The organism is Candidatus Pantoea symbiotica, from assembly GCF_056491525.1.
The window spans coordinates 3,384,603-3,408,910 of the sequence record NZ_JBSZHR010000002.1 but is presented as its reverse complement, the minus strand read 5'-3'; the positions used below and the strand labels follow the sequence as shown (position 1 = coordinate 3,408,910).

Sequence of the window (24,308 nt, the reverse complement as noted above, 5' to 3'; positions counted from 1 at the left end):
CCGGAGGCGCGTATGATGAACTGTCCTTTGTGTGGCAATGCTGCACATACCCGAAGTAGTTTCCAAGTATCAAAGGAAACAAAAGAGCGTTACAACCAATGCCAGAACATCAATTGCAGTTGTACGTTTAAATCTCACGAAACGGTTTCAGAAATAATCATGAGTCCCGGAAAAGTTAAACCCGTTCCTCCTCACCCAGATCGTTCGCTGCAGGGCTCACTTTGGATGTGAGCGTTGTATTTCCATTACCCGCCTAGGCGGGTTTTTTTATGCCTAATGGTCGCCCGCTTTACTTGAGAGTGTCGCAACCCTAAAAAGTCGTGCGACACTTTTGCGACACAGCCACTTTAGACAACAAAAAAGCCACCCTGAAAGGTGGCTTAAATACATGATTCTAATAACTAAATTTGGTGGCCCCTGCTGGGTTTGAACCAGCGACCAAGCGATTATGAGAACGATGCTCACTCGTTATGAATCAATAACTTACTGATTGCACTGATAAATTAGTACCGAACGTTGACGGATAATATTGAGCTTTTGCGTTCTGGGGGGACGAAAAGGGGACAGTTAAGAAAAGGGATCTTTGAGTTCATCACTAAGTTCTTTGGGGATAGACAAAGGTATAGAACTCCTCAGCATTCTAACTACTCTAGGATTGATTGAACCATCTAAATGTTGGCAGTTAAAGAAAAAGTAATAGTGTTCATTTAGCCTTGCATCGAGAACCGCTGTTAGAGCCTCTTTAGTAGATTCATCTGAATTCAATATTCTATCAAGTAAGACGCTGTAAATAGCAGCCTCCTTTTTGAAAAGATCTTTACTATATTGCTTAATAACCATGTCATGAAAGGTTGCTATAAAAGCGAAGTCTTTGTATTTTTCAGGTTTTTTTTCGTTTGGATTACTTATCATGTATGTATTAAAATTTACCCCAATCATAGCATACGCGTAATTTTTGAATTTATTGAAATCGGTGTCTTCATCGAAAATTCTAGGGTATTTTTTATTATCTAACATGTCTGTCAATATTTTTAGTAATTCATTGAACTGGCTAAATGTCTGTTCTGATCGAAGCATGTTAATTTGTTTTTCATTAGATTTATGAGCCTCGATTAATGTCCAGACTACAGCTAATGTGCCAAAGAATGAGAATATTGCGCCGGATGTGCCACTAAGAAAAGAACCAAAGCTACCCCAGTCATCATTTTTATATGAGAGGCTTCCAGAGAATAAATGCGGCAATTTTAATTCTGTGGAGAACTGGAGAAAATAGAAAATTAAAGGGATAAACCCGAAAAATAACACACCTAAAGTAAACAAAATGACTAAAGGCTTATTCATTGATTTTCTCCCTTCCATTTAGTGGGTTTAATCTGATAGCTTCTTCTAAATGCTCTGGCGCGAAGTGAGAGTAGCGCATCGTCATTTTTATATCTGTATGGCCAAGTATCCGCTGCAACACTAAAATATTTCCGCCGTTCATCATAAAGTGAGAAGCGAAAGTGTGTCTCAAAACATGAGAAAGTTGACCATCCGGCAAGTCTAGTTCTGCGCGTTTTACAGCACCGCGGAATGCGGAGTAACATGTATCGAAATAACGTCCCGCTTGTTCCGGTTTCGGTATGCTGTCATAAACTGCCTGGCTGATTGGCACCGCACGATTACGATTCCCCTTAGTTTTAATAAAACTAATTTTCAGGTTTTTAATCTGTTTTGTAGTAAGAGATTCAGCCTCATCCCACCTGGCACCCGTAACAAGACAAATATGAGCAACGTGATAAACATGCGGATTACGGCTATTTTTGCACTCATCTAGTAGGCGGGTAATTTCGCTACTTTCTAAATAGGATAATTCAGCCTCTTCAGATTTGAAGGGTCTTAAATTCTCTAGCGGATTATCTTTCTTCCAGTGACCGAGCCGTTTTAGCTCGTTAAAAACAGCCTTAAAATAAGCTAATTCAAGATTCATAGTTCTCGGTGAAACTTTCTGAACGCGTGTGGTTCTAGCGATCTCACCAGACATTCTTTTTTTTCGGTATAAAGAAAACATAGTAGAACTAAATTCTTGAGCCATAGGATTGCCCATGTTTTCACAGGCAAATTTCATTGCTTTTTTCCGCTTTTCACCATCGTCCAAAGTAATTCCATGTTCATCAAACCATTGCTGAACAAGTTCTTTGAGTTTACGCCGATCTTCTTTTCCGTCCAACCAAGGTTTTTCAACAAGCTTTTCCATTACATAGTTTTGATATGCTGTAGCTTCGCCTTTGGTTGAAAATGTTTTGCGTATTCGTTTATTAGGCTTACCTTTGGGCTTACCCTCAGGGTAAAAGTCCAGCAACCACTTTCCATCAGATTGTTTTTTAATACTCAATTATTTAAACTTCTTATTAAAGTTATTCTTTATTCTTTCTTGAATATCCATTATTTCAGGCAATGCAATGCCAATTTTGCTTGGAGAATATTTTCTATCATCTGTACAGGCTTGTCTTAATTCTGCAATCAGGCTATCAGCTGAATTTTGATTGTTATCCAATTTTGAAATTGATTTACATATGAATCTAATGTTTTGAACCATTGCTATAAATTTATGATATGAGACGGTCTTTTTATGGTTGTCACTCTCGGATGTTACTAAAACAACCATCTCATTGTAAATGTCATCTAGACCTTTGTATAAAGAATCTATTAGTCTGTTAAGTTCAGTGTTAGTAGCATGGCGAGATGTATTCCTGCTTGAAAGAGTGGAAGTGATAATCCACCCTAAAATTGTCGCTAATAAGGCTAAAAAAGGTATATATTTAAAAAAATCAAAAGACGGTTCCGGTGTCATGGTTTCCTTCCTGATAATGCCTCATCAATATATTTCTTTACTTCATCAACAATAGATGGATCATCATCACAAATAAGATGATTTTTTAGATAGTTTAACTTTTCAGTTGGAACACCTTTGCGAACTAATCCTCCAAATGCTTCTTCTAAAAATGAAGATCCATAACCATAGACTCCATCAAAATCCACACAGATATCATTCTTAGTTATCTCTGGAATTAAAATAGAGTCCCTAAAGTCCTCCCCGCTAAATTCACCAAGCTCAATGTAACGCGGGCCTGGGTACTTTGAAAATTTCTTGACCTGTATGGTTTTCATACGTCTTTTCCTTGATTAGGCAAATCTAAACTGCATTCAACTATGGTTCCGTTTATAGAAAGTTTATGATCGAACCATGTCTCCGGAGTTACCTTTCCTCTGTTAGTGTAGGAGTAAGATCCCTTGTTAGAATAGATGGCCAGTTTAGCATTAGGAATTTTCTCAATGACTGACTGGAGGTCAGGTCCACCTTTACCTCTATAATCAAGCTTTGTTGCTGATTTTTTCAATTGTAATGAAGCTCTTATGAAATCTGAGTCCTTAGACAATGCATGGCCTATGTATTCAATCACATTGGAAAAAAACTTTTTACTTTGTGTTTTTGGCAAAGTTTTAGAAATTCCTAAACCTAAGTCACACACCAATGCAATCAGCTTATTGTTCATTATTGTTGCAATGCACCACCATTTAATATCAGGCTGCTCACCTTGGTAAAGATCTGATCTGTAAGCATGTTCTACAGAATTTGACATAGCTTCAACAAGAGGCCTATAAAGAGCTTGATGATTTTGTCCCGTACTAACGGTCACTTTCTCAAGTAGTTCTCCAACCTTTGTACTTGCTACTTGTGATCCTCTCGTAGCCTCCCAACAGTCAACCATAGGTAACTGTCTCATTTCTCGCTTTTCTTTACCTAAAGCGGCATAGATACCAAGCCAATTCATCACGCTATCAACTACTGGGTAACGATTGTTGTCACCTTTGTTCATGCGAGTATTGGGGGGCTTAGTAACACTATATTTTACATATGGTGCTTCGGAGTTTAGTCGCTCCAAGTTAGCCAAAAGATAAAGTCCACCCGAAGACGTAATCATTTTAGTTTCGCGGAAACACAAATGGACTTGAGCAACATCGCTAGCTCTCCCCTTTTTGGCTTCTTTTTTTATTTGATCAATGAATTGAATCATTGGGTCATGATTTTTTATTTTCGATAAATCTAATACACTCGGTGCGATTATCTTTATTTTTAATGGCTCATATTTTTTTCCGTTACGAGCTTTTTTAGATGAACTATTTCTATTATAATTAGAAACAATCTTTCTCAATCCGCGTTTGGTAGCAGCTCTTATGTGTGCAGGAGAATTCCTTTTTTCAAGCAGTTTCATTATTTAATCCTGACTATGAAAAGGTTGATGTCATAATAATTTTCCCCAATACCTTTATATCATCAATATCACAATCAAATGCCATGCCTATTCCACTGACCCTAACTTTTCGAATTGGAATTCTCACCAATGAACGAACACTAATTTTTCCTTCGATATTTACTAACCAATCACCGTCATATATTTCTGAGAATTCTTTATCAATAATATATTGAGTTGCATCGTCTAATAAGCAAAATGGGTCTGATGGTATTGGAATGCCAGCTCGAAAAAAAACTTTATCGAACATTGCATAACCGGAATCATATAGGTGGCCGTCAACTAACTTTTTACGAGGCAATTTAAAAAGATCAGTTTCACCATCATTAAATTTGCTTCCCTCACCAGAAGTTAGCCACACAAGATTTACCCCAGTCTCAAGCACACACTGCACAACAATATCAGCAGGGAATACTCCCCGTTTCCTTCTGGCAGACATGCTGCTTGGCGCCATTGCTAAGTGATCAGCAAGCTGAAGTGATGTGCTGAAACCGTAGGCTTCGCACACACGGTCCAACACGGTCGCGCTATCTGTAGGAAGAGTTATTTTTCCACTTTCTCGCATTATTTGGTTGCAAATTCGATTAACTCGAATTAGTCTCCGTGCTGTAGATTCGATTTAGTTGAATATTGCTGAATGTTGACGCATTCAGCCGAAACGAGGATTTTGCCTTATGCGTCCTAACATTACAATCACCATTCCCACCCCTTATTTGCCCCTTGATGAGTACTGCCGGCTGACGGGAACTGCTATGGGCACTGCTCGCGACATGATTCGCGATGGCCGCTTACCGATCCGTGGAAAGGGGGACAAACCTCGTTCCCGCGTCGAAGTGAACATGGCGGCGCTGACCGTTGAAGCTTTAAGCGAATGTAGAATTTCGCTTCAATCGTAGTTCAGGCTAGCAATTCGTAAGGTGCGAATCATGTACGATTATAAGGTTTCAGTACGAAACTATCTTGATGATGCAATCCGCCAGTTTTCTCTGGCGCATAACATTACTGAGCTAGCTAAGTCGGTAGGAATGCAGCCTGCAACTTTGCGTAATAAATTGAATCCCGATCAACCTCATCAGATGACATTGATTGAGCTGCTCGCAATTATCGATTACACCGAAGACCCCACAATTCTAGACGGTATGCTGCGTCAAATTAACTGCCAACCATCTGTGCCAGTTAACAACGCCAAACCCGAGAACATGCAGTTCTGCGCATTGACTGCTGTTGCCAGCGTTGGTGCCATTGCCGGTGAAGCGGTTTCAACGGAGAAGATGACCGTTGCACGCCGCAATCAGATTCTGGACAAGGCTAGCGATGCCATACGTAGCCTGTCCTTACTCGTCTATTCCGTTGAGAGTCGTTTCCAAACCATGCCCGTATTGGCTGCTGCCGTTGATGTGGTTAGCACCTCAATTCCCGGCATCGTGATGTGAGGTGAGCATGTTCGTATTCGTGAATTTCCTTAAGCGCCAATCACCCATGCCGCAGCTGCCATCATTTGGCCACGGTTCGATTGAATTGCCTGATGGCCGCCGATGGAATCCGGGTTTAACGCCTAAAAATCGAGGAGAGAAAATTGAAAGCAAACGATGAGCGTTGGCTGGCGGTGCTCCGTCAGATGGTTTCTGGCTATAACTCTCAGGCATACCAAATCTGGGAAAGGCTCAGTGAACATCAGCGCGGAATTATCCTGCACGCTGCTGGTTTGAAATCACGCCACTGTCGTTATTCATGGGGCCAGTTTTCAAACCATGAACTTCATCAGATTAAGCGCGGCCTTCAACGTCTGAAGTGCATGGTGGAAATGTTCAAAGTTTTGGGGCCGCTAGCTTTTAAGCAAACAAAGAAACCCTCACCGTCCGAACTTCAAATTGCGCGCTCGGTTCCCACCCTGGCGGGTACGCCGGTCGATGACTTAATTAAGGCGCGGCAGCAGCTGCGAGAACATGGCGTTAAACGCGCCCACTAAGGAGCAGTTATGAAAACAATTGCGGTAGAAAAGCCGGGCCTTTTGGCCGACTTCAATGACTGGGGTGTTAGTCGTGAATACGCTGATTTTTTTATCAGTAAATGTGACGATCGAGGCGATATGGTTTCATTAAAGTCGTTCGTCTTTAACGACACTTTGCATCTTGATGATAAGTGTCAGTGGCTTCTGGCCAGCGCATCGTTCTGGTGCCGAGCATTTCGCGAGGCTGAGTGCTCCACGCATCAAACGGAATCATTGAGCGCAATTCGCACTTTGTATTACGTGGCTGGTTTTTTGGGTGCATCTCCAGTCGTTGCACTTATTCGTTCGTGGTGGAGCAATACGTATGAACTTCACTTGCTAGCCTCACCTAACCATTCACAGGTGCAGGTCAGGTCTTTCCGATCCTCGTTTCTGAACTCTTCGCTGTTTAAACACTAATCACATAACACACGATTTTGCGGCTTCCAAATGGAATGCCGGAGATTCGTGCGCCTTAAAAAGGAAAAATGAACATGAGAATGATCCGTGAGGACTTACCAAATAAAACGGCCGGCAGCGCAGAGTTGGTGCAAGAGCTTTGCACTCAGGCGCGATTTGAAGGTGGCAAAGATGTGGCAATAAAACTTTCGGGCCGTCTTGATCGCTTAGCTACTCATGCTGCTATTGAAGGTCTATCTGCGCCTGAAATAGTCGAGTTGATTAGAGAAGAGGCATTGGCTATTGATGGCAATAATGGTGCGCTGTGGCAATGAAATCCTTGTCGTTTGGTTCTGAGAAAACAGTAACTGAATGAGCCTCATGTCTATTACAGATTTCGCACCAGAGAACTATCACGCCGTTAATGCACAACGGCGTGAGTTTTTCAGACCCGGTGCGCCTCGCGGCATTTCCCACACAGAGTTAAAACTTTGGCACTGTGATGCGCTTGATCATGATTGGCGTAGCCAATACCTGCACGAAATCCCTGACTATCTGGCTGGCTACTTTGGCCACCGATATGAATTATTGCTTAGATCCGGAAAACAAGGCCGTCGCCGTGCCAATACGTTCTTACGCAACACTATCGGTAAGAGTGTATTGCCACGTCTGAAGCTAGTGAATGATGCATGGCAGCGTGATTACACGGTAGGCATGCCGTCGCCTTTCAAAGATAACCTTGATGAACTTGCCGGTTATGGCCGTGAGCGCATACGTGAGTTGGCTTACAACGTGGCCAGCCATCTTGGGGAAGCATTTCATTCATGGGCGGAGATGACTGCGCCAGATGAAAAGCCAGATGAAGACGAACTGCAGCAACGCACGGTGCAGGGATATTTTTTTCTAGCGCAGGAAGCGTTGAAATGTGGGACAACGCCACCCTACTGGCTCTCAGTTAAAAAGACCGGAAAGATAAAGCGCCGCAACGCCGAAAGCGCAATTTTACGCATGATGTCGCCAGAATGGTGGCGTGTGCGCTTACAACGACGTCGCGATCTCCAACGTGAACACCTTTCTATTGCCGTTGGCCAAGTGCAGAAGGCGGCAAGCCCTTATGCGTCTCGCAGCACCCTCAGTGAATGGCTTGAGCAGAAAAAGCGTAACCGCGAGTTTTTCAAAAAGTTCGACCTTATTAATGAAGATGGGGATCGTGTTGCGCTGGCCGACATGGTTAACCGCAGTAGCGCCAATCCAGCCATACGTCGCAGCGAACTTATGGTGCGCATGCGCGGCTTTGAGGATATTGCCAACGAAGAGGGCTGTGCAGGGGAGTTTTATACCATCACTGCGCCATCCCGTTTTCATGCAGTCCATAGCAAAGGCGGTTTCGTATCGCAGTGGAACGGCGCAAGCCCCCGCGAGACTCAAAAATATCTCTGTTCTGTCTGGGCGAAAATTCGCGCGGCATTGTCTCGCGCCGGTATTCACGTATTCGGTTTTCGCGTCGTTGAGCCTCATCACGATGGAACTCCGCACTGGCATATGTTGCTTTTCATGCGTCCGGAACACGTGGACGAGGTGCGCGACATTATGTGTTATTACGCCCGGATTGCAGATAGTGAGGAGCTTAACAGCGAAAAAGCGCTCAAGGCGCGTTTTCACGTTGAGCCTATCGATTCTTCAAAAGGTTCTGCTACAGGCTATATCTCCAAATACATCAGCAAAAATATCGATGGATATGCGTTGGATGGCGAAACTGATAGAGAAACCGGTGGCACCGTGAATGATATGGCCAAGTCCGTTTGTGCATGGGCTTCGCGATGGCGCATCCGTCAGTTTCAGCAGATCGGCGGCGCTCCAGTGACCGTGTGGCGTGAGCTGAGAAGATTGCCGGGTAATGGCAACATTTTGCCCGATCAGGACATGGACAATGTCCGGTTTGCCGCTGATGTTGGCGATTGGCGTGCCTATACCGAGTTTCAAGGCGGCGCGTTGGTTTCGCGTAAGGATCTCACTGTTCGTCTGATGTATGAGATTACCGAGATGGGTAACGAGTACGGTGAGGACGTGCAGCGCGTGCAGGGTATTTATTGCCCCCGCATTCCTGATTCTGTGACACCTACTCGTTTGGTTAAGTGGGAAAAGGTCGCCAAACTTGCCGAAGCGCCAGCGAAGGCGGGTTTTGACCTTGAATTTGATTCCCCTTGGAGTTCTGTCAATAACTGTACGGGGCCGCAGCGCCGACGGTTAGAGCTGGAACTAAAAGCTAGAGGGTTTGAGGGGAGTCAGGAGGAAATTTCACTGTTGCTTGAGGGGAGCGGCATCTCGTTTAGAGGACATGGCGCGGTGAAATATCAAGCGGAACGGCTAATAGACGTAACTGATACCAATGAATATGAATGCTGGCCGGGTTGGTCACCAGGCTAATCCACGGTATTTGCACATGTTTTATAGCGGATGAATCCCAAAAAAAGGTTCATATTTGATAAGAGATATTATACTGTATGCGTATACAGTGTTTTGCGTAAGGGAGGTGTAAATGTCTGCTTCGCTAGGTCAGATAGTAAAAGTTGAACGGATTGATTTTATTGTTAAATTGCTGATTTTTTCACAAGCTCAGGGAGAGCGCAGAGCATTATTAGATGAATGGTTGGGCGAACTGACTGAAGATTTGCTTAGTGATATGAAAAGCGAGGCAAGAATCATAGCCCCTGCTGACGAGGGGCATTCAAATTAAGAGGCTTGGAGTAGCTTAAGTGTTAGCTGCTTTTGTGCGTCTGACATGCCGCTGATCACCTGCTGAATTAGCAAGTCGCCAGTTTTGGCGCTTGGGCTGATAGTGTGGGAAAAAGTAAGGTTCATAACAAAAGTATGACCACACTCAACGTCTGCGCAGGCGCAATAGATGTCAGCGATATCACGATGCTTACGGTTGGTTTTACGGATAACAGCTTTAGAACCGCACTCTGGGCACTCAATTTTTAACACGCGCATATTTGCGGCTCCGGCATGAAAGTTATGCCTGGATTTTATACGTTTTAGCATTACACCGCATCCTTGTTCGTTGATTCTTGGTCAAATTTTAGGTAAAGGTGTTCCGGCACGTCCGGATCACCATTGACCGCACTCATGAGCCGACGCTGTAACGGCAACACTTCGTTTTTCTTGTAGGTTGCTTCAATCTTCTCTGGGTCACCGAGACCGCCAGCGTTTTGGGGAATGATGCCAGCCAGTCCCGCAGGGAAGCGGTGAGCGTTCAGAACGTCCTGCGCACTGATGTTTTTCACGTTGGCAAATTCATCCTTCGCGCCAATGTCACCCATCTGGATGAACTGCACGCCTTCCTTATCGCCGCCGGGGATATTCACCAGAATAGTGCTGAAGTTACCGATCCCTTTGCTGTTGGCCAGCTGTGCTTCAATCTCTTCTTCCACCTCGTCGGTCATGTTCGTGTCAGTCGTGTAGAGAATGCCGCCGGTATGCGCGCCGTTGTGGTAGTAGCGACGGCGGAAAATCACTGCTTCGCTGTTAAGCAGGGCGGAGTGAATGCCCCCGATGTAGTCCGGCAGGCCGTAAATTTGCTGCTGCGGGTCATATATCTTGATAAAAATCACGTCCTCTTCGTCGTAAACCAGCGGCTCACCCTGCTGTAAAACCACAAATTCCCCGCTGCGACGGCGGCGCATGTAAAGGCCCGGCATGGGTTCAAGTGCGATCACGTCACCCCAGCCGTTACGAATTTTCACGAGGGCCAGATCGCCGAACGTCAGAAAATCCATTGCACCGGCTTCAAGGTTATCGTGCGACAGGCCGCCGCCAAGGTAGCTGGAGAGCACCATATTTTTTCGTGCGTGCAGAATGCCGCCGTGCTGGCCATTGAGGTTAATCAGCTGCGCCAGTGCCAGACGGTCAATCGGCAGGCTGTAATGGTCGTAGTCGTTGTCATACCAGACGTCGCGATAATCGGTGCCGGTTGTAAGAACGGGTTCAGGTTTGCCGAAGCGCAGCACCGACATTTTGCGCTTGCCTGCTTCCTGCTGTGCGCCGCTGGCGCGTTGCTTGTATCGTTTTTTCATGCTGCCTTCTGAAACTTCCATTTGGATTTCGGTTTGTGTTCGTAATTAAGCGGCTCGTTGTCTACTGCGTGCATGATTGCCCAGGCGGCTTCGGCGTGGCCGGTTTCCGCTGAGCGATCCGCTACAAAGGTCACGGCGTTGCCGCTTTGCGTGGTAGTGCGGCGTATCGACATAAACGAGGCCGGTACTTCCTTCAGCTCCTGATCCCATTCGATGCGGCCACTTTCCACCACGTCCACGGCTTTCAGTACCAGACGATTTTTTGTGTTCAGGTCGTAGCGAATGGGTTTCAGCACGCGCATGGCAAAGGGATGGATGTTGTCGTAAACACCCTGGCCAATACCTGTCACGTCAACGCCGAGATAAGTGAAGTTGTAGCGGCCAAACAGCTTTTTGATTTCGCTGGCCTGATGGCGGAAATTCATGCCACGCCAGTTAATGATTGCCAGCACGCGAAATTTTTCACCGGCCAGCACCGGCGGCGCCAGAATTACAAACGTAGAGAGGTCGCCGGAGCGTGCCGGGTCGTAGCCGCCCCATACCGGGCGCTCGCCAAAGGGGCGGCGGGCTTTCGGGTCGTGATCCTGCCAGAGTGCCACGTCAGTGGCGCACTTCTCCAGGTCGGAAAAGCTAAACACCGCGTCTTTGCTGTCCACAAACACGCACATATAAAGCATGTTGAAGGTGTCTTTGCTGTAGCGATTGCGCAGCTTTTCAATGCTGGCCAGATTGAAGCCACCGGCAATCGCGTCTTCCATCGTGATGACGTAGCGCCACTGGCCATCCGCACACAGGCGGCCGCCGTCGCGCATTGCATCGAACGTGGGAAACTCAACGGCGGCGCGCTTCTTGCTGCCGCGCTTCCATTCTTCGCCCGTCCAGAACGGGTAGGCCTGATGCGTTTTGGCCGACGGCGTGGAAAAGTAGGTGGTGCGCCATTTGTCGTGCGTGGCCATTGCCGATGCGACTTCGTTCAGCCTGGCGAAGTTCGGCACCCAGAAATATTCGTCACAGTACAGGTGGCCACTGTAGGACTGCGCGGTGTTTTTGTTGGTAGAGAGAAAGCGAAGCTCCGCGCCGTTACTCAGGCGGATAGGGTTGCCGGTCAGCGTGATGCCGAAATATTCCTGGGCAATGTTCACGATGTACGAGCGGAACACCTCCGCCTGCGCGCGCGAAGCTGAGAGGAAAATCTGTGGGTCGCCGGTCAGCACGGCATTTTCAAATGCTTCAAACGCAAAATACCAGGTCGCGCCAATCTGGCGGCTTTTGAGGATGTTGCGCACCTGCTGGCCAATGTTGATGCGCAGATGCATCTGGTAGCCAAACAGGTGTTCTTCAGCCCATGCGTTCAGGTCGTCAGCGGTTAGCCCGGAAATATCGTTTTTGTTGTACTTGCGCTTGCCGCGTGGCGTGTCGCTGCCTTCATTAATGGCATAGTTTCCGCCGTCGCCGGATGCATCAGGACGCGCGGCGGCCATCTTCTCTTTGTGCTTGTTCTGCTGCGCGCGCAGTTTCACCGAGTGCGTGATCAGCTGTTCCAGTTCTTTCAGCTCGAGCTCTGTTTTGCCGTCGCGGTTGGTCAGCAGCTGGATGCGGCGCTCAATCGCGTCTTCGGTACTTTCATGGCTGAGCATATTGGCCCAGCCTTCTTTTTCAGCCCAATAGTAAATAATCCGCGCGTTTGGCAGATTTAATTCACTGGCGATTTCCTTTGGCGTGTATCGCCTTAAATACAGGGCGCGCGCAACGCCGCGTAATTCTTCACTGTATTTTGCCATCAGTCCTTTTTCATTCGTTTATTTGTCTGGTGGCTATTATGCCGCCGTGATGAAAATAAAAATTCCGCTTCAATTCGCATGGCTTCGACTAATTGACGTTATCCGAATGTATTGGAATTAAGTTGGATGCGTAGTGCGTTTTATTTATGAATAATGGCCCTGCTGTTACGGAGGGCGAAAAAATATATGTCACAGCTGAGCACTGACTGGTTGTGTATTGCCACCGAGGGGGACACGGTAGACCGCAGAGAATTAAAGCGAGAGTGGTTAATTGATGCTGCTGAAACATATAACCCTGAATTATACGCTGCACTTATTTGGCCGGAGCATGAGCGCGATTACGGAAATGGCGGCAGCGTAAAAGAAGTTATGTGGCAGGAAGGTGAAGACGGGCTGGTAAGGCTGTACGCAAAAATCGTTCCTAATCTGAGCCTGATTGAAGCTAACAAACGCGATCAGCTTATTTACTTCTCGGTTGAACTGACTGAAGACGGAGACTTTCGCGGCACCGGGCGTTCCTATCTTGAGGGGCTGGGCGCAACGGATTCGCCTGCGAGCGTAGGCACCACACGAATGCGCTTCAGTACGCGTAAAAATATCAAGTCCGGCTGTTACCGCTACAAATTTGGCCGGGACGGAAAAGTTAAACAGGAAACAGAAATGAAAGAATGGCAAAAGCTGTTTGGAATTAAGCCGAAGAAATTCGCCGAAGATGAAACTACTACGGATGAACCGCAGGCAGATGACAAACTTCAGGCGCTGGCCGAGGCGTTAAATAATATTGAAACGCGCGTTGCAGCCATTGAATCCCAACTGGCATCAACGCAGGAAGATGTTGAAGCCATCGCGGATGTTGTGGATACGCAGGAATTTGCCACGTTGCGTGACAACATCGGCGCAGTGATTAAAAACTTTGGCAAGCTGGATAACAAAATCACCCAGTTGCCTAAGCACCATCGCGACGATAATCCAAAAGGTCGCAAGTTCAAATTTATTTAAATTCGCGCCTGTCAGGGAAATATTAATTCGCGTAACTGCGAGAGGATGATTTATGCAATTAAACCAACGTGCGAGCCAGTTTATTGACGCTTACGCCGCCGGTCTGGCGAGCCATTACAGCGTCAGTAACCCGTCACGCGCATTCAAATTAACTGACCCGCAGGAAACAAGCCTGCGCGCCGCCTTGCTGGAGTCGGTTGAGTTTCTCGACATGATCACCGTCGCGGACGTTGACCAGCTGAGTGGCCAGGTCGTTTCTGTTGGCGCATCAGCACTACACACCGGGCGCGTGGCCGAAGGGCGTTTTATCAAGCGTGTCGGCGTGGACGGCAATGAGTACAAGCTGGTCGAAACCGATTCCTGTGCCGCGCTGCGCTGGGATCTGCTCTCACTGTGGGCCAACGCCGGTGATGAAAACGAGTTTTTCGAACTGGTGCAGACGTTTTCCAATCAGGCGTTTGCGCTGGATATGCTGCGCATTGGTTTCAACGGCAAAACGGTTGCAGCAACCACTAAGCCGGATGAAAACCCGAACGGTGAAGACGTCAACATTGGCTGGCATGCGCGCATGAAAGGCTTTGAAGGCGGCCAGCAGATTATCACTGACCCCGTCTCACTGGACGACGCCGGTGATTATCACTCTCTGGATGCAATGGCCTCCGATCTGATTAACGCCAAAATCCCGGCGCAGTTCCGCAATGACCCGCGTCTGGTGATTCTTGTTGGTGCCGATCTCGTGGCGGCAGAGCAGTACCGCCTGTATCAGAAAGCCGATAAGCCGACGGAGAAAATCGCCGCGCAGATGCTGGGCAACACCATTGCCGGGCGCACCGCCATTATCCCGCCGTTTATGCCGGGCAAGCGCATGGTGGTGACGCCGCTCTCTAACCTGCACATCTACACGCAGCGCGGCACGCGCCAGCGTAAGGCAGAGTTTGTTGAAGACCGTAAGCAGTACGAAAACAAGTACCTGCGCAATGAAGGCTACGCCGTTGAGGTGCCGGAGCTGTACGCGGCCATTGATGAAGACGCCGTGACTATTGGCAAAGTCACCGAGCCGGTTGAGGGCTGATAAATGAGCCTTTCACCCGCACAGCGTCATAGCCAGCGCGTGGCCATGCAGCAGCAGCTGGCGCGCCTTGAGTCGGTTAACACGGCTAACAGCCTGCACACGCAGGTGCAGGAAATCACCGCAGACGTTGAGCGTCTGCGCAACCTGCAAATGGTGTCCGAGCGTGTGGAAATGAAGCGCACGGAGTTGCTGCCGAAGTGGATGCCAACGGTTACGAGCTATCTGGAGCTGGGCAAGCCCTACGCCAACCCGGTGTTTGCGTACTGCATCATCTGGCTGTTTGACGTGGGCGATTACGATCAGGCGCTGGACTGGGCAGACATCGCGATTGAGCAGGGGCAGGAAACGCCGGGCAACTTCAAGACCCGTTTCCCGGCATTCGTGGCCGATCAGATGCTGGCGTGGGCGGAGCAGGCAAGCCAGGCGGGTGAAGACTTAGAGCCGTATTTCTCACGCACGTTTGAGAACGTGACGCAGCGCTGGCGGCTGCACGAAGAGATCACCGCCAAATGGTTCAAGTTTGCCGGGCTTCTGATGCTTCGCGACGAATCCGGACAGGCGCGGGCGACGGCGATTGACAACGTTGAGACGTTGTTAAGCGCTGATCGGCTGCTGGCGGCCGCCGAGGCGAAGTATCGCAAGGTCGGAGTGGGCACGATGCGCAAAACCATTGCGGCGCGCATTCGCTCACTTCAGACCCCGTAACGACTACCGCAAGCCGGGTGGGCGCGGATGAGGGCAGAACACGTTGTGTAATGCGCCGCGGATTCCGGTCAGCCCACCTTTTTACGGAAAAATTTTATGTTCAGTGGCAAGCCGATTGAGTTTCAGGACAGCCCGCTGGTTAACGACGGTTTCTGGCCAGACATGAATCTGGCGGATTTTCAGCAGGGCCGCAGCATACCGGCTGATGTTGACGCCGGAACGGTGGGCGAAGCGCTGCTGAATGCCGCCGCCGAAGTTAACAGCCAGCTTGCCAGTGTGCAGAGCAGGCACCGGCAGGCCGGACACCAGACCGCCGCTGACGTGCCGGGCGTGAGCCTCGGCGGAAAAAACCAGCTGACGGCGCAGTACAAAAAAGCGGTGTATGCCAGGGCAAAAGCTGACCTGCTGGGTGAGTTTGCGTCAGTTGGCCGCCGCGATTCGCATCCGGGACAGGAGAGCGAAGAAACGCGCAAGGGATTGCTGACGGAAGCGGCGATGGTGATTCGCCAGATTAAAGGGCTGAAGCGCGCAACGGTGAGGGTGGTGAAGTGAGCTATCAAAGCCAGCTGGATTCGCTGACCAGTTTCATTAAGTCGAACGTGCCGCCGCGCGCCATGCTGTCCTTCAGCAGTGAAATGACCGGCCTCAAAACCGTCCCGGCGGCAAAGGAACTGGGGCTGGGGCAGGTGAGGCTTTCCGTTATCCGCTACGACGCTGAACTGTTGTGGGAGCGCTTCCCGTTTCGCGAGTGCGATCCGCGTCTGCTGATGGCGCTGATTGAGGTCTGGCTGGCGCAGGACAGCGCCGAGCGTGAGCTGTTCAGCCAGATTGGCATCACCAGTGCCGACCCGGACTGGGACATTGAGTTGATTGACGAAGAAAACGCCATCGTCACGGTAACGGTGCCAATGGCGGAATCACTGGTCATTGTGCCGGATGACAACGGGCCAGTTCCTTATCAGGGCGCGCGTTACCGTCTGGCTGACCCGGAAATCTGGACGGCACTAAGCGCACTGGTTTACGCGCCGGGCGGTGATGTGCCGGGAGTAGCGGAGTGATCATCGGAGCAGAGCTTGACCGCTCGCAGCTGCGCGAACTGCGCAAGGCGCTGGCCGAACTGGAGTTGCCAAAGAAAAAGCGGCAGCGGCTTATCTGGCGTCTCGCTAAGTACGGCGTGATACCGGCGGCGAAGCGCAACGTGCGCAATCAGCAGTCACCGGACGGGACGCCGTGGCAGGGCCGTAAAACGCGCCGCCGGGGCAAGATGCTGCGCAACCTGCCGAATCTGCTGCACATCAGGGAAATGCCGGAGATAGAGGCGCTGCGCCTCTACCTTCAGGGCGGTGGCTACCGTAACGGGCAAAACCCGGTGCCAGCGGGCGTTATCGGCTACGCGCAGCAGGAAGGCATGAAAACAACCGTCCGGGCGCGCAGCGTGAGCAGACCGGCACCGGCGGGAAGAATGGCCACGCTGAAGCAGGCTAAACGGCTGCGCAAGCTGGGCTACAAGGTGAAGAAGGGAAAACGCTGGCGAAAGCCGCCGTTTAAGGAAATTACCGAAACGCTGGGATTTGCGCAGGCGGGGCTGCTTATCCGCAAGCTGAGCGGCAGGCCGGTTAAAACAGCCTGGTCGATTGACCTGCCAGCGCGTCCGTTTGTCGGCATGAGTGCTGAAGACTTCAATAAGGCGCTGGCGCGCCAGCTACAGGCCATCGGCTACGGCTGGGACGTTAACGCTTAATAAATCAGGGGAAGGGTATGTGGCCAAACGTCACGATTAATCAGTTAAACCAGCTTCAGGGCGAAACGGCTGACATTGAGCGCACGGTGCTCTTTGTTGGTAAGGGAAAGAAAAACACCGGCAAGGTGCTGCCGGTCAACACGCAGACGGATTTTGATGTGCTGCTGGGTGCGGATGATTCTGAGCTAAAAAGCCAGGTGACCGCCGCGATGAATAACGGCGGTCAGAACTGGTCTGCTTACGTCTGGTTGCTGTCTGAAGACGCTGAGCCGCTGGCATGGGTGGAAGCCGTTGAAAAATCGCAGCTGGCCGCGTCGGTTGAAGGCGCTGTGGTGTGCATCGACGTTGCCGACAAGGCGCAGATTAACGCTGCCGCCACGCTTCGCAACACGCTGCTGGCTAAATACGGGCGCTGGGTGTGGTTCATTCTGGCCGTGGCAGGGCCAGAAGGGGAAGAAACCTGGGCGGATTACGTCACGCGGCTGGCCGCGCTTCAGAACGGCATTGCGGCCAGCGCGGTGCAGCTGGTGCCGCGCCTGTGGGGGAATGAGCCGGGCGTGCTGGCTGGTCGCCTGTGCAGTCGTGCCGTCACCATTGCCGACAGCCCGGCGCGCGTAAAAACCGGCGCACTGCTGGATATGGGACGCGATGATTTGCCGGTTGATGGCGCTGGCGAGCCGCTTGATCTGGCCACGCTTCAGGCGCTGGAGAAGCTGCGCTACAGCGTGCCGATGTGGTACCCGGATTATGACGGCTTCTACTGGGCTGACGGGCGCACGCTGGACGTGGAGGGCGGTGATTATCAGGTGATTGAGTATCTGCGCATTGCCGACAAGGTGGCGCGCCGCGTGCGCCTGCTGGCCATTGCCCGTATTGCCGATCGCTCGATGAATACCACGCCGGGCAGCATTGCCGCGACGCAGCAGAACTTTGCGAAGCCGCTGCGCGAAATGTCGCAGTCCGTCCAGATTAACGGCATTCGTTTTCCCGGCGAGGTGAAAACGCCGCTGGATGGTGACGTCACCGTTAGCTGGAAGACGGCCAGCAAGGTGGAAATTTATATCGTGATGCGCCCGGTTGAATCACCGAAAGAAATCACCGTGGGGCTGGTGCTTGATACCAGCATCAACAAAAGCGAGGTAGCAGCATGAGCCAGCGTATCAGCGGCCAGTCGTTCGACGTGAACATTGACGGAGAAATGCTCCACGTTGAGAAAATCTCTCTCGATGTCACGGATAACACCGCCGCCGCATCAACGCGCGGCGTGCCGGATGGTTTCACCGCCGGTGACGTAGCCGGAGAAGGTGAGATTGAACTCAGCAGCAAGGTGTTCCAGCAGCTGACGGCGAAAGCCCGAGCGGCCGGTTCATGGCGCGGCATTGATGTGGTCGATTTCCTGTTTTACGCGAAGGTGGGCAGCGAAGAGGTCAAGGTTGAGGCGTTCGGCTGCAAGCTGATTATCAGCAACATTCTGGACATTGATCCGAAGGGCGGCGCGCTGACCACGCACAAGGTGAAGTACTTCGTCACCAGCCCGAAATTCATCAACATCAACGGCGTGCCGTATCTGGAGTCGTCGGCAACGGAAAGCCTTATCAGCTAAGGGAGCAGTAATGCAGGAGCACGAAAAAAGCCTATACACCCTGCTTGTGATGGGGGCGCTGATTGCACTGGGGAAGGTGCTGGCCAGCAATGAAAAAATCACGTTTCGCCTGATTACCGGGCGCGTGATCCTCGGTTCTGCCATTTCGGTGGCGGCGGGTGCGGCGCTGGTGCAGTTCCCGGATATTTCGCCGGTGGCCATCAACGGGCTGGGCGCGGGGCTGGGAATTCTGGGGTATCAGTTCTGTGAATTATGGCTGCGCCGCCGGTTAGGTGGCGATAAACGGGAGACAAAAGAGTGACGCTATCGGAAAAACAGCAGCTTTTCACCGCGCTGATTGCGCAGCTGATCACCTTTGCGCAGGACAACGGTATGCGCCTGACGTTTGGTGAGGCTTACCGCACGCCGGAGCAGGCGGCGCTGAATGCAAAGAACGGCAGCGGCATCAGCAACAGCCTGCACACGCAGCGGCTGGCGGTGGATTTTAACCTCTTCGTTAACGGCCAGTACAAAACCCGTACCGAGGATTATCAGGCGCTGGGTGAATACTGGGAGTCGCTGGGCGGCAGCTGGGGCGGGCGCTTTAAAAAGAACCCGGATGGCAATCACTTCAGCCTGGAGCATAACGGGGTGCGCTGATGGCCAGACAGATTCTGTTTGCGATTGCCGGTCTGGCGCTGGCGTTCTGGGCAGGCTGGACGGGTGCAAACTGGCAGCGCGACAGCGTAGAACTGGTGGCCGAACGTGCCGCCGGGCTGGCCGCCGATAAGGCGCGCAGTGAGTTGCAGGGCGTGGCCAGCGAATCGGCCAGAGCGCTTGAGGTAAAACTGGAGGAGTTAAAAGGTGCGATCCCCGACGGATTACGCACTGAAGTGGTTAAGCCTGTTTTTACTAACGTGTGTGTGTCTGATGACTTTGTCCGCATGTACAACGAAGCCAGTGAAAAAGCAGAGCGTACCCTTTCAGGAAAATCTAAAAACTAAATGCCCGGTTAATCTTCCACGATTACAGGGAAATGACGGCAGAGCAGCAGCGGAATTATTAGCGACGTGGGTTGAACTTTATTCAGCCTGTGCGGCTCGCCACAATCTGATTGTTGATGAAATTATATTAAGAGAGAAAAAGAACCATGAGTGAAAAATTAATTGAAATGAAAATAGCGGGTAAAGACGTTTCATTTTCACCCAACGTCACCGCGTATAACAAATATATCAACGAAATCACGATGGGAAATAAAGTTTCCCCGGCGCATAACTTTCTGGTGCGCATCGTCACGCCGGAAACAAAGGAAGCGCTAACAGAGCTGCTGGAGCGTCCCGGTGCGGCATTACAGATTGTGGGTAAGGTTCTGGATGAATATACGCCGGAACTGGAAATCACCGTAAAAAACTAACCGATCGGGTTCGTAATATCGATTCAAACGGACTCGAACAATATTCAATTTTACGCCGTCGCTGGCTTCCCGGTGAGGAGGACAGTTTAGACAGCCTTTCCGCCGCGTTGTGGCTTGATAACCGTTACTGGGAAAACCAGCGTATTGCCGTTGCCAACGGCATCGCGCTGGCACTTAAGGGAAGCGAATGAGGCAGCTGGAATTTACGTTAGCGCTGATCGACAAAGTGACGCGGCCGCTGCGACAGGCGCAGGCAGGCGTGACGGAGTTTGCGGATAAGTCCCGCGCCTCATTCCAGCGCGTTGCCGTGGGCGGCGCGGCGCTGTGGGGCGTCGGGCAGGCAATCAAAGGCGCGCTTGGCCCGGCCATTGAAATGTACGACGCGCTTCAGGAGCAGTCAGCGCGCGGCATTGACAGTTCAGCGCTGAAGCAGGTGGAGAAAGACGCGAACACCTTCGCCATGACCTACGGCAAAAGCGCCGTGGAGTTCGTGCAGTCAACGTCCAGCATTAACGCGGCCATTGGCGGACTCACCGGCACCGAGTTGCCCAAAGTCACGCAGGTGGCCAACCTGATGGCGGCGGCGGTGGGCAGTTCGGCGGCGGAGTCGGCGGAGTTTCTGGGCCAGATGTTCGGCAACTTCAGGGAAGAAGCGGACAGGCTGGGCAAGGTGCAGTTTGCCGAGCAACTGGCCGACAAAATGGCGTTTATGCGCCAGCGCTTCGGCGTGGAAATGGGGCTGGTTAAAGACCTGATGGAAGGCGCGCGCGGCGTCGGCACAAACTACGGCGTCGGGCTGAATGAGCAGCTGGCCGTGATGGGGGAGCTACAGCGCACGCTGGGTTCAGAAGCGTCCGGCGCTTACGAAGGCTTTCTGACCGGAGCCGAAGACGGCGCCAAAAAGCTGGGGTTGAGCTTTAAAAATACGGCTGGCCAGATGCTCTCGATGCCGGAGATCCTGACCAAACTCCAGGCCAAATACGGCGACAGCATCGCCGGAAACGTGGAGGCGCAGAAGGCGCTTGATGACGCGTTCGGTGACAGTTCGGCGGTGGTCAAACAGCTGTGGGGCAACGTCGGCACGCTTCAGCGCAACATCACCGAGCTGGGCGGCAGTGACGGGCTGAAGCGCACGCAGGAAATGGCCGCGAAGATGGTGAAGCCGTGGGACAGGTTCATGGAAATCCTGACGGCCATCCGGCGCGTGATTGGGATGACGCTTATCCCGGTGCTGTATCCCCTGCTGAACCGCCTGGCGGATATGGGGCAGACGTTTGCCCGCTGGATGCAGATGTTCCCGAACATCGCGCGCGTGGTGGGCTATGTTGCGCTGGCGGTGCTGAGTTTTGCCGGAGCCGGTGCGCTGGCCAATATCGTGATGGGCGTGGGCGGCTTCGTGATGGTCGGGCTGACGGCCATCTGGCGCGGTCTGCTGCTGGTGACAAAGCTGTACACCGGGGCGCTGTGGCTGGCGCAAAAAGCCACGCTGGCTTATGCCGCCGTGATGCGCACACTGCGCGGCGTCCTGCTGGCGGTACGCATGGCGGCCATGCTGACCGGGACGGCCATTAACTTTATGAGCTGGCCCATTCTGCTGATCGTCGGCGCGATTGCGCTGCTGGGTGCCGGTTGCTACCTGCTGATTTCTCACTGGGACGCGGTGAAAGCGGCGGTAATGGACACCGCCGCCTTTCAGGTGGTGACGGCGGCGATTGAATACGTGGCTGGGGTGTTCGGCAGGGCGTGGGCCGCCATCAAAGACGGCTGGAATAGTTTCGTCGCGCTGCTGTCCGGGTTTTCCGTCACGGCAACGCTTGGCGGCATGGCGTCCGGGATTATGAACCTGTTTGCGAACCTGTGGGACAGCATTAAATCCACGGCGCTGAGCTCGCTGAACTGGATTATTTCAAAGCTGAATAAAATTCCCGGCATTGATATTTCGGAGCTGGGCGCGCCAGTGCCGACGCCGCCGGTCATGGAAAATAACTTATCTACCGGCGGCCAGCTTAAAGGCATTGATTCCGGCGGCGTGAGTAAAACCATTAACAGCAACAGCCGTGCCGTCACGGATAACAGCCGCCGGATTGATAAGGTGGAAATTAATATGGCGAACGGAATGACGCCGCAGCAATTAACCGAGTGGCAGGAGCTTGCCGGATGAGTGAATTATTTTATATCGACCTGCTTATTGAGAATGGCGACTTTGTTTTAAATACGGGTAATGAACCCGTGACATGTAATAACCGCAAAAGTATTCAGCAGGATATTGCGCACGCCATTCTTGAATCCGGCCTGCTGACCGAAATGATCGCAGAAAGAAGCCCGACGATGCGTGCCGACATTCTGACGCGTCTTGAGCTGCTGATTGAGAACGATGAGCGAATTATCCCCGGCACGATTGAGCTGACCGAGGAAACGCTTTCCCGCCTCTGGGTGACGGCCAGCACGTATGAGTTCGGCGCTATTTCTTACGGAGTGGATATATGACGGAAAAGCCGCAGGTTGATTTTAAGGAGGTGGTGAAGGCCAGCGGGATGCCGGTGACGGACGCGGAGCTGCGCGCGAAGTTTACGGCGATTGCAGCTGAAGAGGGGCTTATCACCAACACATCCCGCATGTCGCCATTCTGGCGGCTGGTCACGGCCATTATTACCGCGCCGGTGCTGTGGCTGGTCGATGTGCTGGTGAACACCGTGCTGGCCAATATGTTTGTGGCCACAGCAAGCGGCAAGCTGCTGCGCCTGCTGGCATGGGCGGTGAACGTGACCGCCAAACCGGCGAGCCGTGCGGAGGGCGTGATCCGGTTCTGGAAAGAAAGCGCTGGTGCTGAGGTGGTGGTGAAAGCAGGTACGCGGGTTCTGACCGAACGCATCAACGGCGTGGTTTACGAGCTGGTCACGACGGGTGATTTTACGATTGCGTCAGGGGTGGCCAGCGCACTGGTGCCGGTGAGGGCAACGCAGGCCGGGGCCGCGTACAACCTTGCGCCGGGATATTTCCGCATCCTGCCGGTGGCCGTGTCCGGTATCACGCACGTTGAAAGCGAAGAAGACTGGCTGACGGTGCCGGGGGCAGACGAAGAAAGTGACGACGAGCTGCGCGAACGCTGCCGCAATCAGTTCAACCTGGTCGGCAACTATCACACCGACGCGGTCTACCGCTCAATGATTGCCGGAGTGGTGGGGCTGAGCATTGACCGCATTTTCTTCCTGCACGATGCGCCGCGCGGGCCGGGAACGGCAAACGCGTATCTGCTGCTGGATTCGGGTGTGGCATCCGGGCCGTTTATTGCGGCGGTGAATGACTACATCAACACGCAGGGCCACCACGGCCACGGTGACGATATGCAGTGCTTCGGCATGCCGGAAACGCAGCACGATCTGAACGTGGTGCTGTACCTGAAAGACCCGGACAACATGACGCAGGAGAATCAGGCGCTGCTGAAGAGAAACGCCGGAAACCTGATCCGCTGTGCCTTCAGGGAAAACGCGGATTACACCGTCAGGAAAACGTGGCCATACGGGCGCTTTTCGTTCTCAAACCTCGGGCGGGAAATTCATAAAACCTTCCCGGAGGTGGATTCCATCACCTTTTCACTGGCGGACATTGTGAGCGATTTGAGCGTGCCGCGCCTGAAGAGTCTGAATGTGAGCATTGAACATGACTGATTTCATGAAAAAGCTGGCCGGGCTGAGCCTGCCAACGTGGATGAAAAAGGGCGAGCCGGAAAAGCTGCTGAAGGCGGCGCGGAAATTCTGGGTGCTGGTTTACGGCTGGGTGACGTGGCCGGTGAGCCAGTTCGATCCGCTGACCTGCGCTGAGCCGCTGCTGAACCTGCTGGCTTATGACCGCGATATTACCCGCTTCAACGGTGAGCCGCTGGCGCTGTACCGCAAGCGCGTGGCTTACGCCTTCATCAACGCACGGGATGCCGGTTCGGTGGCGGGGTTTATCAGCATCTTTGAGCGGCTGGGCATCGGGTATGTTGAGTTGCTGGAGCGCCAGCCGGACATTGACTGGGACGTGATTCTGGTTCGCGTGACTGACAGCCAGATAGCCGATAACGCGCAGCTTTTGATTCAGATAATCCGGCAGTACGGCAGAACCTGCCGCCGCTATCAGTACGAAGTGATCACCTCAGAGCATTTTTACATTCGGGCCGGGTGGGACCAGGGCGAATACGTTGTATATCCGGCAAAGCTTGCCGGTACGGAAACCGGCAGCGCAACCTTCAGCGCGAGTATTAAGGGGTAG

The 24,308-nt window shown here is 51.7% G+C and carries 35 protein-coding genes; 26 read left to right on the top strand and 9 right to left on the bottom strand.

The window, feature by feature from the left end:
* The first annotated feature begins 12 nt into the window (after positions 1-12).
* A complete protein-coding gene (locus ACXIZX_RS16335; RefSeq protein ID WP_101762977.1) occupies positions 13-231 on the top strand; it encodes an ogr/Delta-like zinc finger family protein in 219 nt (72 codons plus the stop codon).
* A 336-nt stretch (positions 232-567) separates the two neighbouring features.
* On the opposite strand, the gene ACXIZX_RS16330 is transcribed toward ACXIZX_RS16335, so the two are convergent.
* Genes ACXIZX_RS16330 through ACXIZX_RS16305 form a run of 6 tightly spaced genes read right to left on the bottom strand, consistent with a single transcriptional unit; the run spans position 568 to position 4,860 of the window.
* Positions 568-1,341, bottom strand: coding sequence for a hypothetical protein (locus ACXIZX_RS16330; RefSeq protein ID WP_479404560.1), 774 nt, complete (start codon positions 1,339-1,341; stop codon positions 568-570).
* A complete protein-coding gene (locus ACXIZX_RS16325; protein WP_479404559.1) occupies positions 1,334-2,374 on the bottom strand; it encodes a phage integrase in 1,041 nt (346 codons plus the stop codon). The genes ACXIZX_RS16330 and ACXIZX_RS16325 overlap by 8 nt, the downstream gene beginning before the upstream one ends.
* Complete coding sequence (locus ACXIZX_RS16320) at positions 2,375-2,833, bottom strand: hypothetical protein (RefSeq protein WP_479404558.1); 459 nt, start codon at positions 2,831-2,833, stop codon at positions 2,375-2,377.
* Positions 2,830-3,150 (bottom strand): STAS-like domain-containing protein, encoded by a 321-nt coding sequence (locus ACXIZX_RS16315; RefSeq protein ID WP_479404557.1) that lies wholly within the window; start codon positions 3,148-3,150, stop codon positions 2,830-2,832. The genes ACXIZX_RS16320 and ACXIZX_RS16315 overlap by 4 nt, the downstream gene beginning before the upstream one ends.
* Positions 3,147-4,256 (bottom strand): hypothetical protein, encoded by a 1,110-nt coding sequence (locus ACXIZX_RS16310; protein ID WP_479404556.1) that lies wholly within the window; start codon positions 4,254-4,256, stop codon positions 3,147-3,149. Before ACXIZX_RS16310 ends, ACXIZX_RS16315 begins: the two co-directional genes overlap by 4 nt.
* A gap of 13 nt (positions 4,257-4,269) precedes the next feature.
* Positions 4,270-4,860 carry a phage repressor protein CI gene (locus ACXIZX_RS16305; protein ID WP_479404555.1) on the bottom strand — a complete coding sequence of 197 codons (591 nt, stop codon included), beginning with the start codon at positions 4,858-4,860 and terminating at the stop codon, positions 4,270-4,272.
* 109 nt (positions 4,861-4,969) lie between these two features.
* On the opposite strand from ACXIZX_RS16305, the gene ACXIZX_RS16300 reads away from it, so the two are divergent.
* From ACXIZX_RS16300 to ACXIZX_RS16265, 8 genes are all read left to right on the top strand, one after another.
* Positions 4,970-5,191, top strand: coding sequence for a regulator (locus ACXIZX_RS16300; protein ID WP_479404554.1), 222 nt, complete (start codon positions 4,970-4,972; stop codon positions 5,189-5,191).
* 30 nt (positions 5,192-5,221) lie between these two features.
* Complete coding sequence (locus tag ACXIZX_RS16295; RefSeq protein ID WP_479404553.1) at positions 5,222-5,728, top strand: phage regulatory CII family protein; 507 nt, start codon at positions 5,222-5,224, stop codon at positions 5,726-5,728.
* A 7-nt stretch (positions 5,729-5,735) separates the two neighbouring features.
* A complete protein-coding gene (locus ACXIZX_RS16290) occupies positions 5,736-5,888 on the top strand; it encodes a phage filamentation protein Fil family protein (protein ID WP_479404552.1) in 153 nt (50 codons plus the stop codon).
* Positions 5,872-6,264, top strand: a complete 393-nt coding sequence (locus ACXIZX_RS16285) for a hypothetical protein (protein ID WP_479404551.1) — start codon at positions 5,872-5,874, stop codon at positions 6,262-6,264. The genes ACXIZX_RS16290 and ACXIZX_RS16285 overlap by 17 nt, the downstream gene beginning before the upstream one ends.
* A gap of 9 nt (positions 6,265-6,273) precedes the next feature.
* Entirely contained in the window at positions 6,274-6,705 is a 432-nt protein-coding gene (locus ACXIZX_RS16280; RefSeq protein ID WP_479404550.1) for a hypothetical protein, read from the top strand.
* 74 nt (positions 6,706-6,779) lie between these two features.
* Positions 6,780-7,019 carry a DUF2732 family protein gene (locus ACXIZX_RS16275; protein WP_479404549.1) on the top strand — a complete coding sequence of 80 codons (240 nt, stop codon included), beginning with the start codon at positions 6,780-6,782 and terminating at the stop codon, positions 7,017-7,019.
* A gap of 46 nt (positions 7,020-7,065) precedes the next feature.
* Positions 7,066-9,111 carry a replication endonuclease gene (locus ACXIZX_RS16270; protein WP_479404548.1) on the top strand — a complete coding sequence of 682 codons (2,046 nt, stop codon included), beginning with the start codon at positions 7,066-7,068 and terminating at the stop codon, positions 9,109-9,111.
* A 112-nt stretch (positions 9,112-9,223) separates the two neighbouring features.
* Entirely contained in the window at positions 9,224-9,421 is a 198-nt protein-coding gene (locus ACXIZX_RS16265) for a hypothetical protein (protein ID WP_479404547.1), read from the top strand.
* Here ACXIZX_RS16265 and ACXIZX_RS16260 read toward each other — a convergent pair.
* From ACXIZX_RS16260 to ACXIZX_RS16250, 3 genes are read right to left on the bottom strand one after another with little or no spacing between them, the layout of a single operon-like run.
* Positions 9,418-9,678 (bottom strand): Ogr/Delta-like zinc finger protein, encoded by a 261-nt coding sequence (locus tag ACXIZX_RS16260; RefSeq protein WP_192412312.1) that lies wholly within the window; start codon positions 9,676-9,678, stop codon positions 9,418-9,420. The two genes, ACXIZX_RS16265 and ACXIZX_RS16260, sit on opposite strands and share 4 nt — an antisense overlap.
* A 50-nt stretch (positions 9,679-9,728) precedes the next feature.
* Positions 9,729-10,760, bottom strand: coding sequence for a phage portal protein (locus ACXIZX_RS16255; RefSeq protein ID WP_479404546.1), 1,032 nt, complete (start codon positions 10,758-10,760; stop codon positions 9,729-9,731).
* Positions 10,757-12,541 carry a terminase large subunit domain-containing protein gene (locus ACXIZX_RS16250; RefSeq protein WP_479404545.1) on the bottom strand — a complete coding sequence of 595 codons (1,785 nt, stop codon included), beginning with the start codon at positions 12,539-12,541 and terminating at the stop codon, positions 10,757-10,759. The genes ACXIZX_RS16255 and ACXIZX_RS16250 overlap by 4 nt, the downstream gene beginning before the upstream one ends.
* Before the next feature lie 186 nt (positions 12,542-12,727).
* Here ACXIZX_RS16250 and ACXIZX_RS16245 point away from each other — a divergent pair, with 186 nt between their 5' ends.
* From ACXIZX_RS16245 to ACXIZX_RS16165, 17 genes are all read left to right on the top strand, one after another.
* Positions 12,728-13,540 carry a GPO family capsid scaffolding protein gene (locus tag ACXIZX_RS16245; protein ID WP_479404544.1) on the top strand — a complete coding sequence of 271 codons (813 nt, stop codon included), beginning with the start codon at positions 12,728-12,730 and terminating at the stop codon, positions 13,538-13,540.
* 52 nt (positions 13,541-13,592) lie between these two features.
* Positions 13,593-14,612 (top strand): phage major capsid protein, P2 family, encoded by a 1,020-nt coding sequence (locus ACXIZX_RS16240; protein WP_479404543.1) that lies wholly within the window; start codon positions 13,593-13,595, stop codon positions 14,610-14,612.
* A 3-nt stretch (positions 14,613-14,615) separates the two neighbouring features.
* Entirely contained in the window at positions 14,616-15,317 is a 702-nt protein-coding gene (gpM, locus tag ACXIZX_RS16235; protein WP_479404542.1) for a phage terminase small subunit, read from the top strand.
* A gap of 96 nt (positions 15,318-15,413) precedes the next feature.
* The gene (locus ACXIZX_RS16230) at positions 15,414-15,869 is read left to right on the top strand and encodes a head completion/stabilization protein (protein WP_479404541.1); all 456 of its coding nucleotides are present in this window, start codon (positions 15,414-15,416) and stop codon (positions 15,867-15,869) included.
* Positions 15,866-16,375: a phage tail protein gene (locus ACXIZX_RS16225; RefSeq protein WP_479404540.1), complete on the top strand. Its 510-nt coding sequence runs from the start codon at positions 15,866-15,868 to the stop codon at positions 16,373-16,375. Before ACXIZX_RS16230 ends, ACXIZX_RS16225 begins: the two co-directional genes overlap by 4 nt.
* Positions 16,372-17,058 (top strand): phage virion morphogenesis protein, encoded by a 687-nt coding sequence (locus ACXIZX_RS16220; protein WP_479404539.1) that lies wholly within the window; start codon positions 16,372-16,374, stop codon positions 17,056-17,058. Before ACXIZX_RS16225 ends, ACXIZX_RS16220 begins: the two co-directional genes overlap by 4 nt.
* A 17-nt stretch (positions 17,059-17,075) precedes the next feature.
* Positions 17,076-18,209 carry a DUF2586 domain-containing protein gene (locus ACXIZX_RS16215; protein WP_479404538.1) on the top strand — a complete coding sequence of 378 codons (1,134 nt, stop codon included), beginning with the start codon at positions 17,076-17,078 and terminating at the stop codon, positions 18,207-18,209.
* On the top strand, positions 18,206-18,661 hold the full coding sequence (locus ACXIZX_RS16210) for a phage protein (RefSeq protein ID WP_192412151.1): 456 nt from the start codon (positions 18,206-18,208) through the stop codon (positions 18,659-18,661). The genes ACXIZX_RS16215 and ACXIZX_RS16210 overlap by 4 nt, the downstream gene beginning before the upstream one ends.
* Before the next feature lie 10 nt (positions 18,662-18,671).
* Complete coding sequence (locus tag ACXIZX_RS16205; RefSeq protein ID WP_479404537.1) at positions 18,672-18,962, top strand: phage holin family protein; 291 nt, start codon at positions 18,672-18,674, stop codon at positions 18,960-18,962.
* A complete protein-coding gene (locus tag ACXIZX_RS16200; RefSeq protein WP_192412149.1) occupies positions 18,959-19,300 on the top strand; it encodes a M15 family metallopeptidase in 342 nt (113 codons plus the stop codon). Before ACXIZX_RS16205 ends, ACXIZX_RS16200 begins: the two co-directional genes overlap by 4 nt.
* Positions 19,300-19,644 carry a hypothetical protein gene (locus ACXIZX_RS16195; RefSeq protein WP_479404536.1) on the top strand — a complete coding sequence of 115 codons (345 nt, stop codon included), beginning with the start codon at positions 19,300-19,302 and terminating at the stop codon, positions 19,642-19,644. The genes ACXIZX_RS16200 and ACXIZX_RS16195 overlap by 1 nt, the downstream gene beginning before the upstream one ends.
* A gap of 146 nt (positions 19,645-19,790) precedes the next feature.
* On the top strand, positions 19,791-20,054 hold the full coding sequence (locus ACXIZX_RS16190; RefSeq protein WP_192412147.1) for a putative phage tail assembly chaperone: 264 nt from the start codon (positions 19,791-19,793) through the stop codon (positions 20,052-20,054).
* On the top strand, positions 20,018-20,245 hold the full coding sequence (locus tag ACXIZX_RS16185) for a DUF6890 family protein (protein ID WP_479404887.1): 228 nt from the start codon (positions 20,018-20,020) through the stop codon (positions 20,243-20,245). Before ACXIZX_RS16190 ends, ACXIZX_RS16185 begins: the two co-directional genes overlap by 37 nt.
* Positions 20,242-22,215, top strand: coding sequence for a phage tail tape measure protein (locus tag ACXIZX_RS16180; RefSeq protein WP_479404535.1), 1,974 nt, complete (start codon positions 20,242-20,244; stop codon positions 22,213-22,215). The genes ACXIZX_RS16185 and ACXIZX_RS16180 overlap by 4 nt, the downstream gene beginning before the upstream one ends.
* On the top strand, positions 22,212-22,541 hold the full coding sequence (locus ACXIZX_RS16175) for a DUF2590 family protein (protein WP_479404534.1): 330 nt from the start codon (positions 22,212-22,214) through the stop codon (positions 22,539-22,541). The genes ACXIZX_RS16180 and ACXIZX_RS16175 overlap by 4 nt, the downstream gene beginning before the upstream one ends.
* Entirely contained in the window at positions 22,538-23,722 is a 1,185-nt protein-coding gene (locus ACXIZX_RS16170; protein WP_479404533.1) for a baseplate J/gp47 family protein, read from the top strand. Before ACXIZX_RS16175 ends, ACXIZX_RS16170 begins: the two co-directional genes overlap by 4 nt.
* Complete coding sequence (locus tag ACXIZX_RS16165; RefSeq protein WP_479404532.1) at positions 23,715-24,308, top strand: hypothetical protein; 594 nt, start codon at positions 23,715-23,717, stop codon at positions 24,306-24,308. The genes ACXIZX_RS16170 and ACXIZX_RS16165 overlap by 8 nt, the downstream gene beginning before the upstream one ends.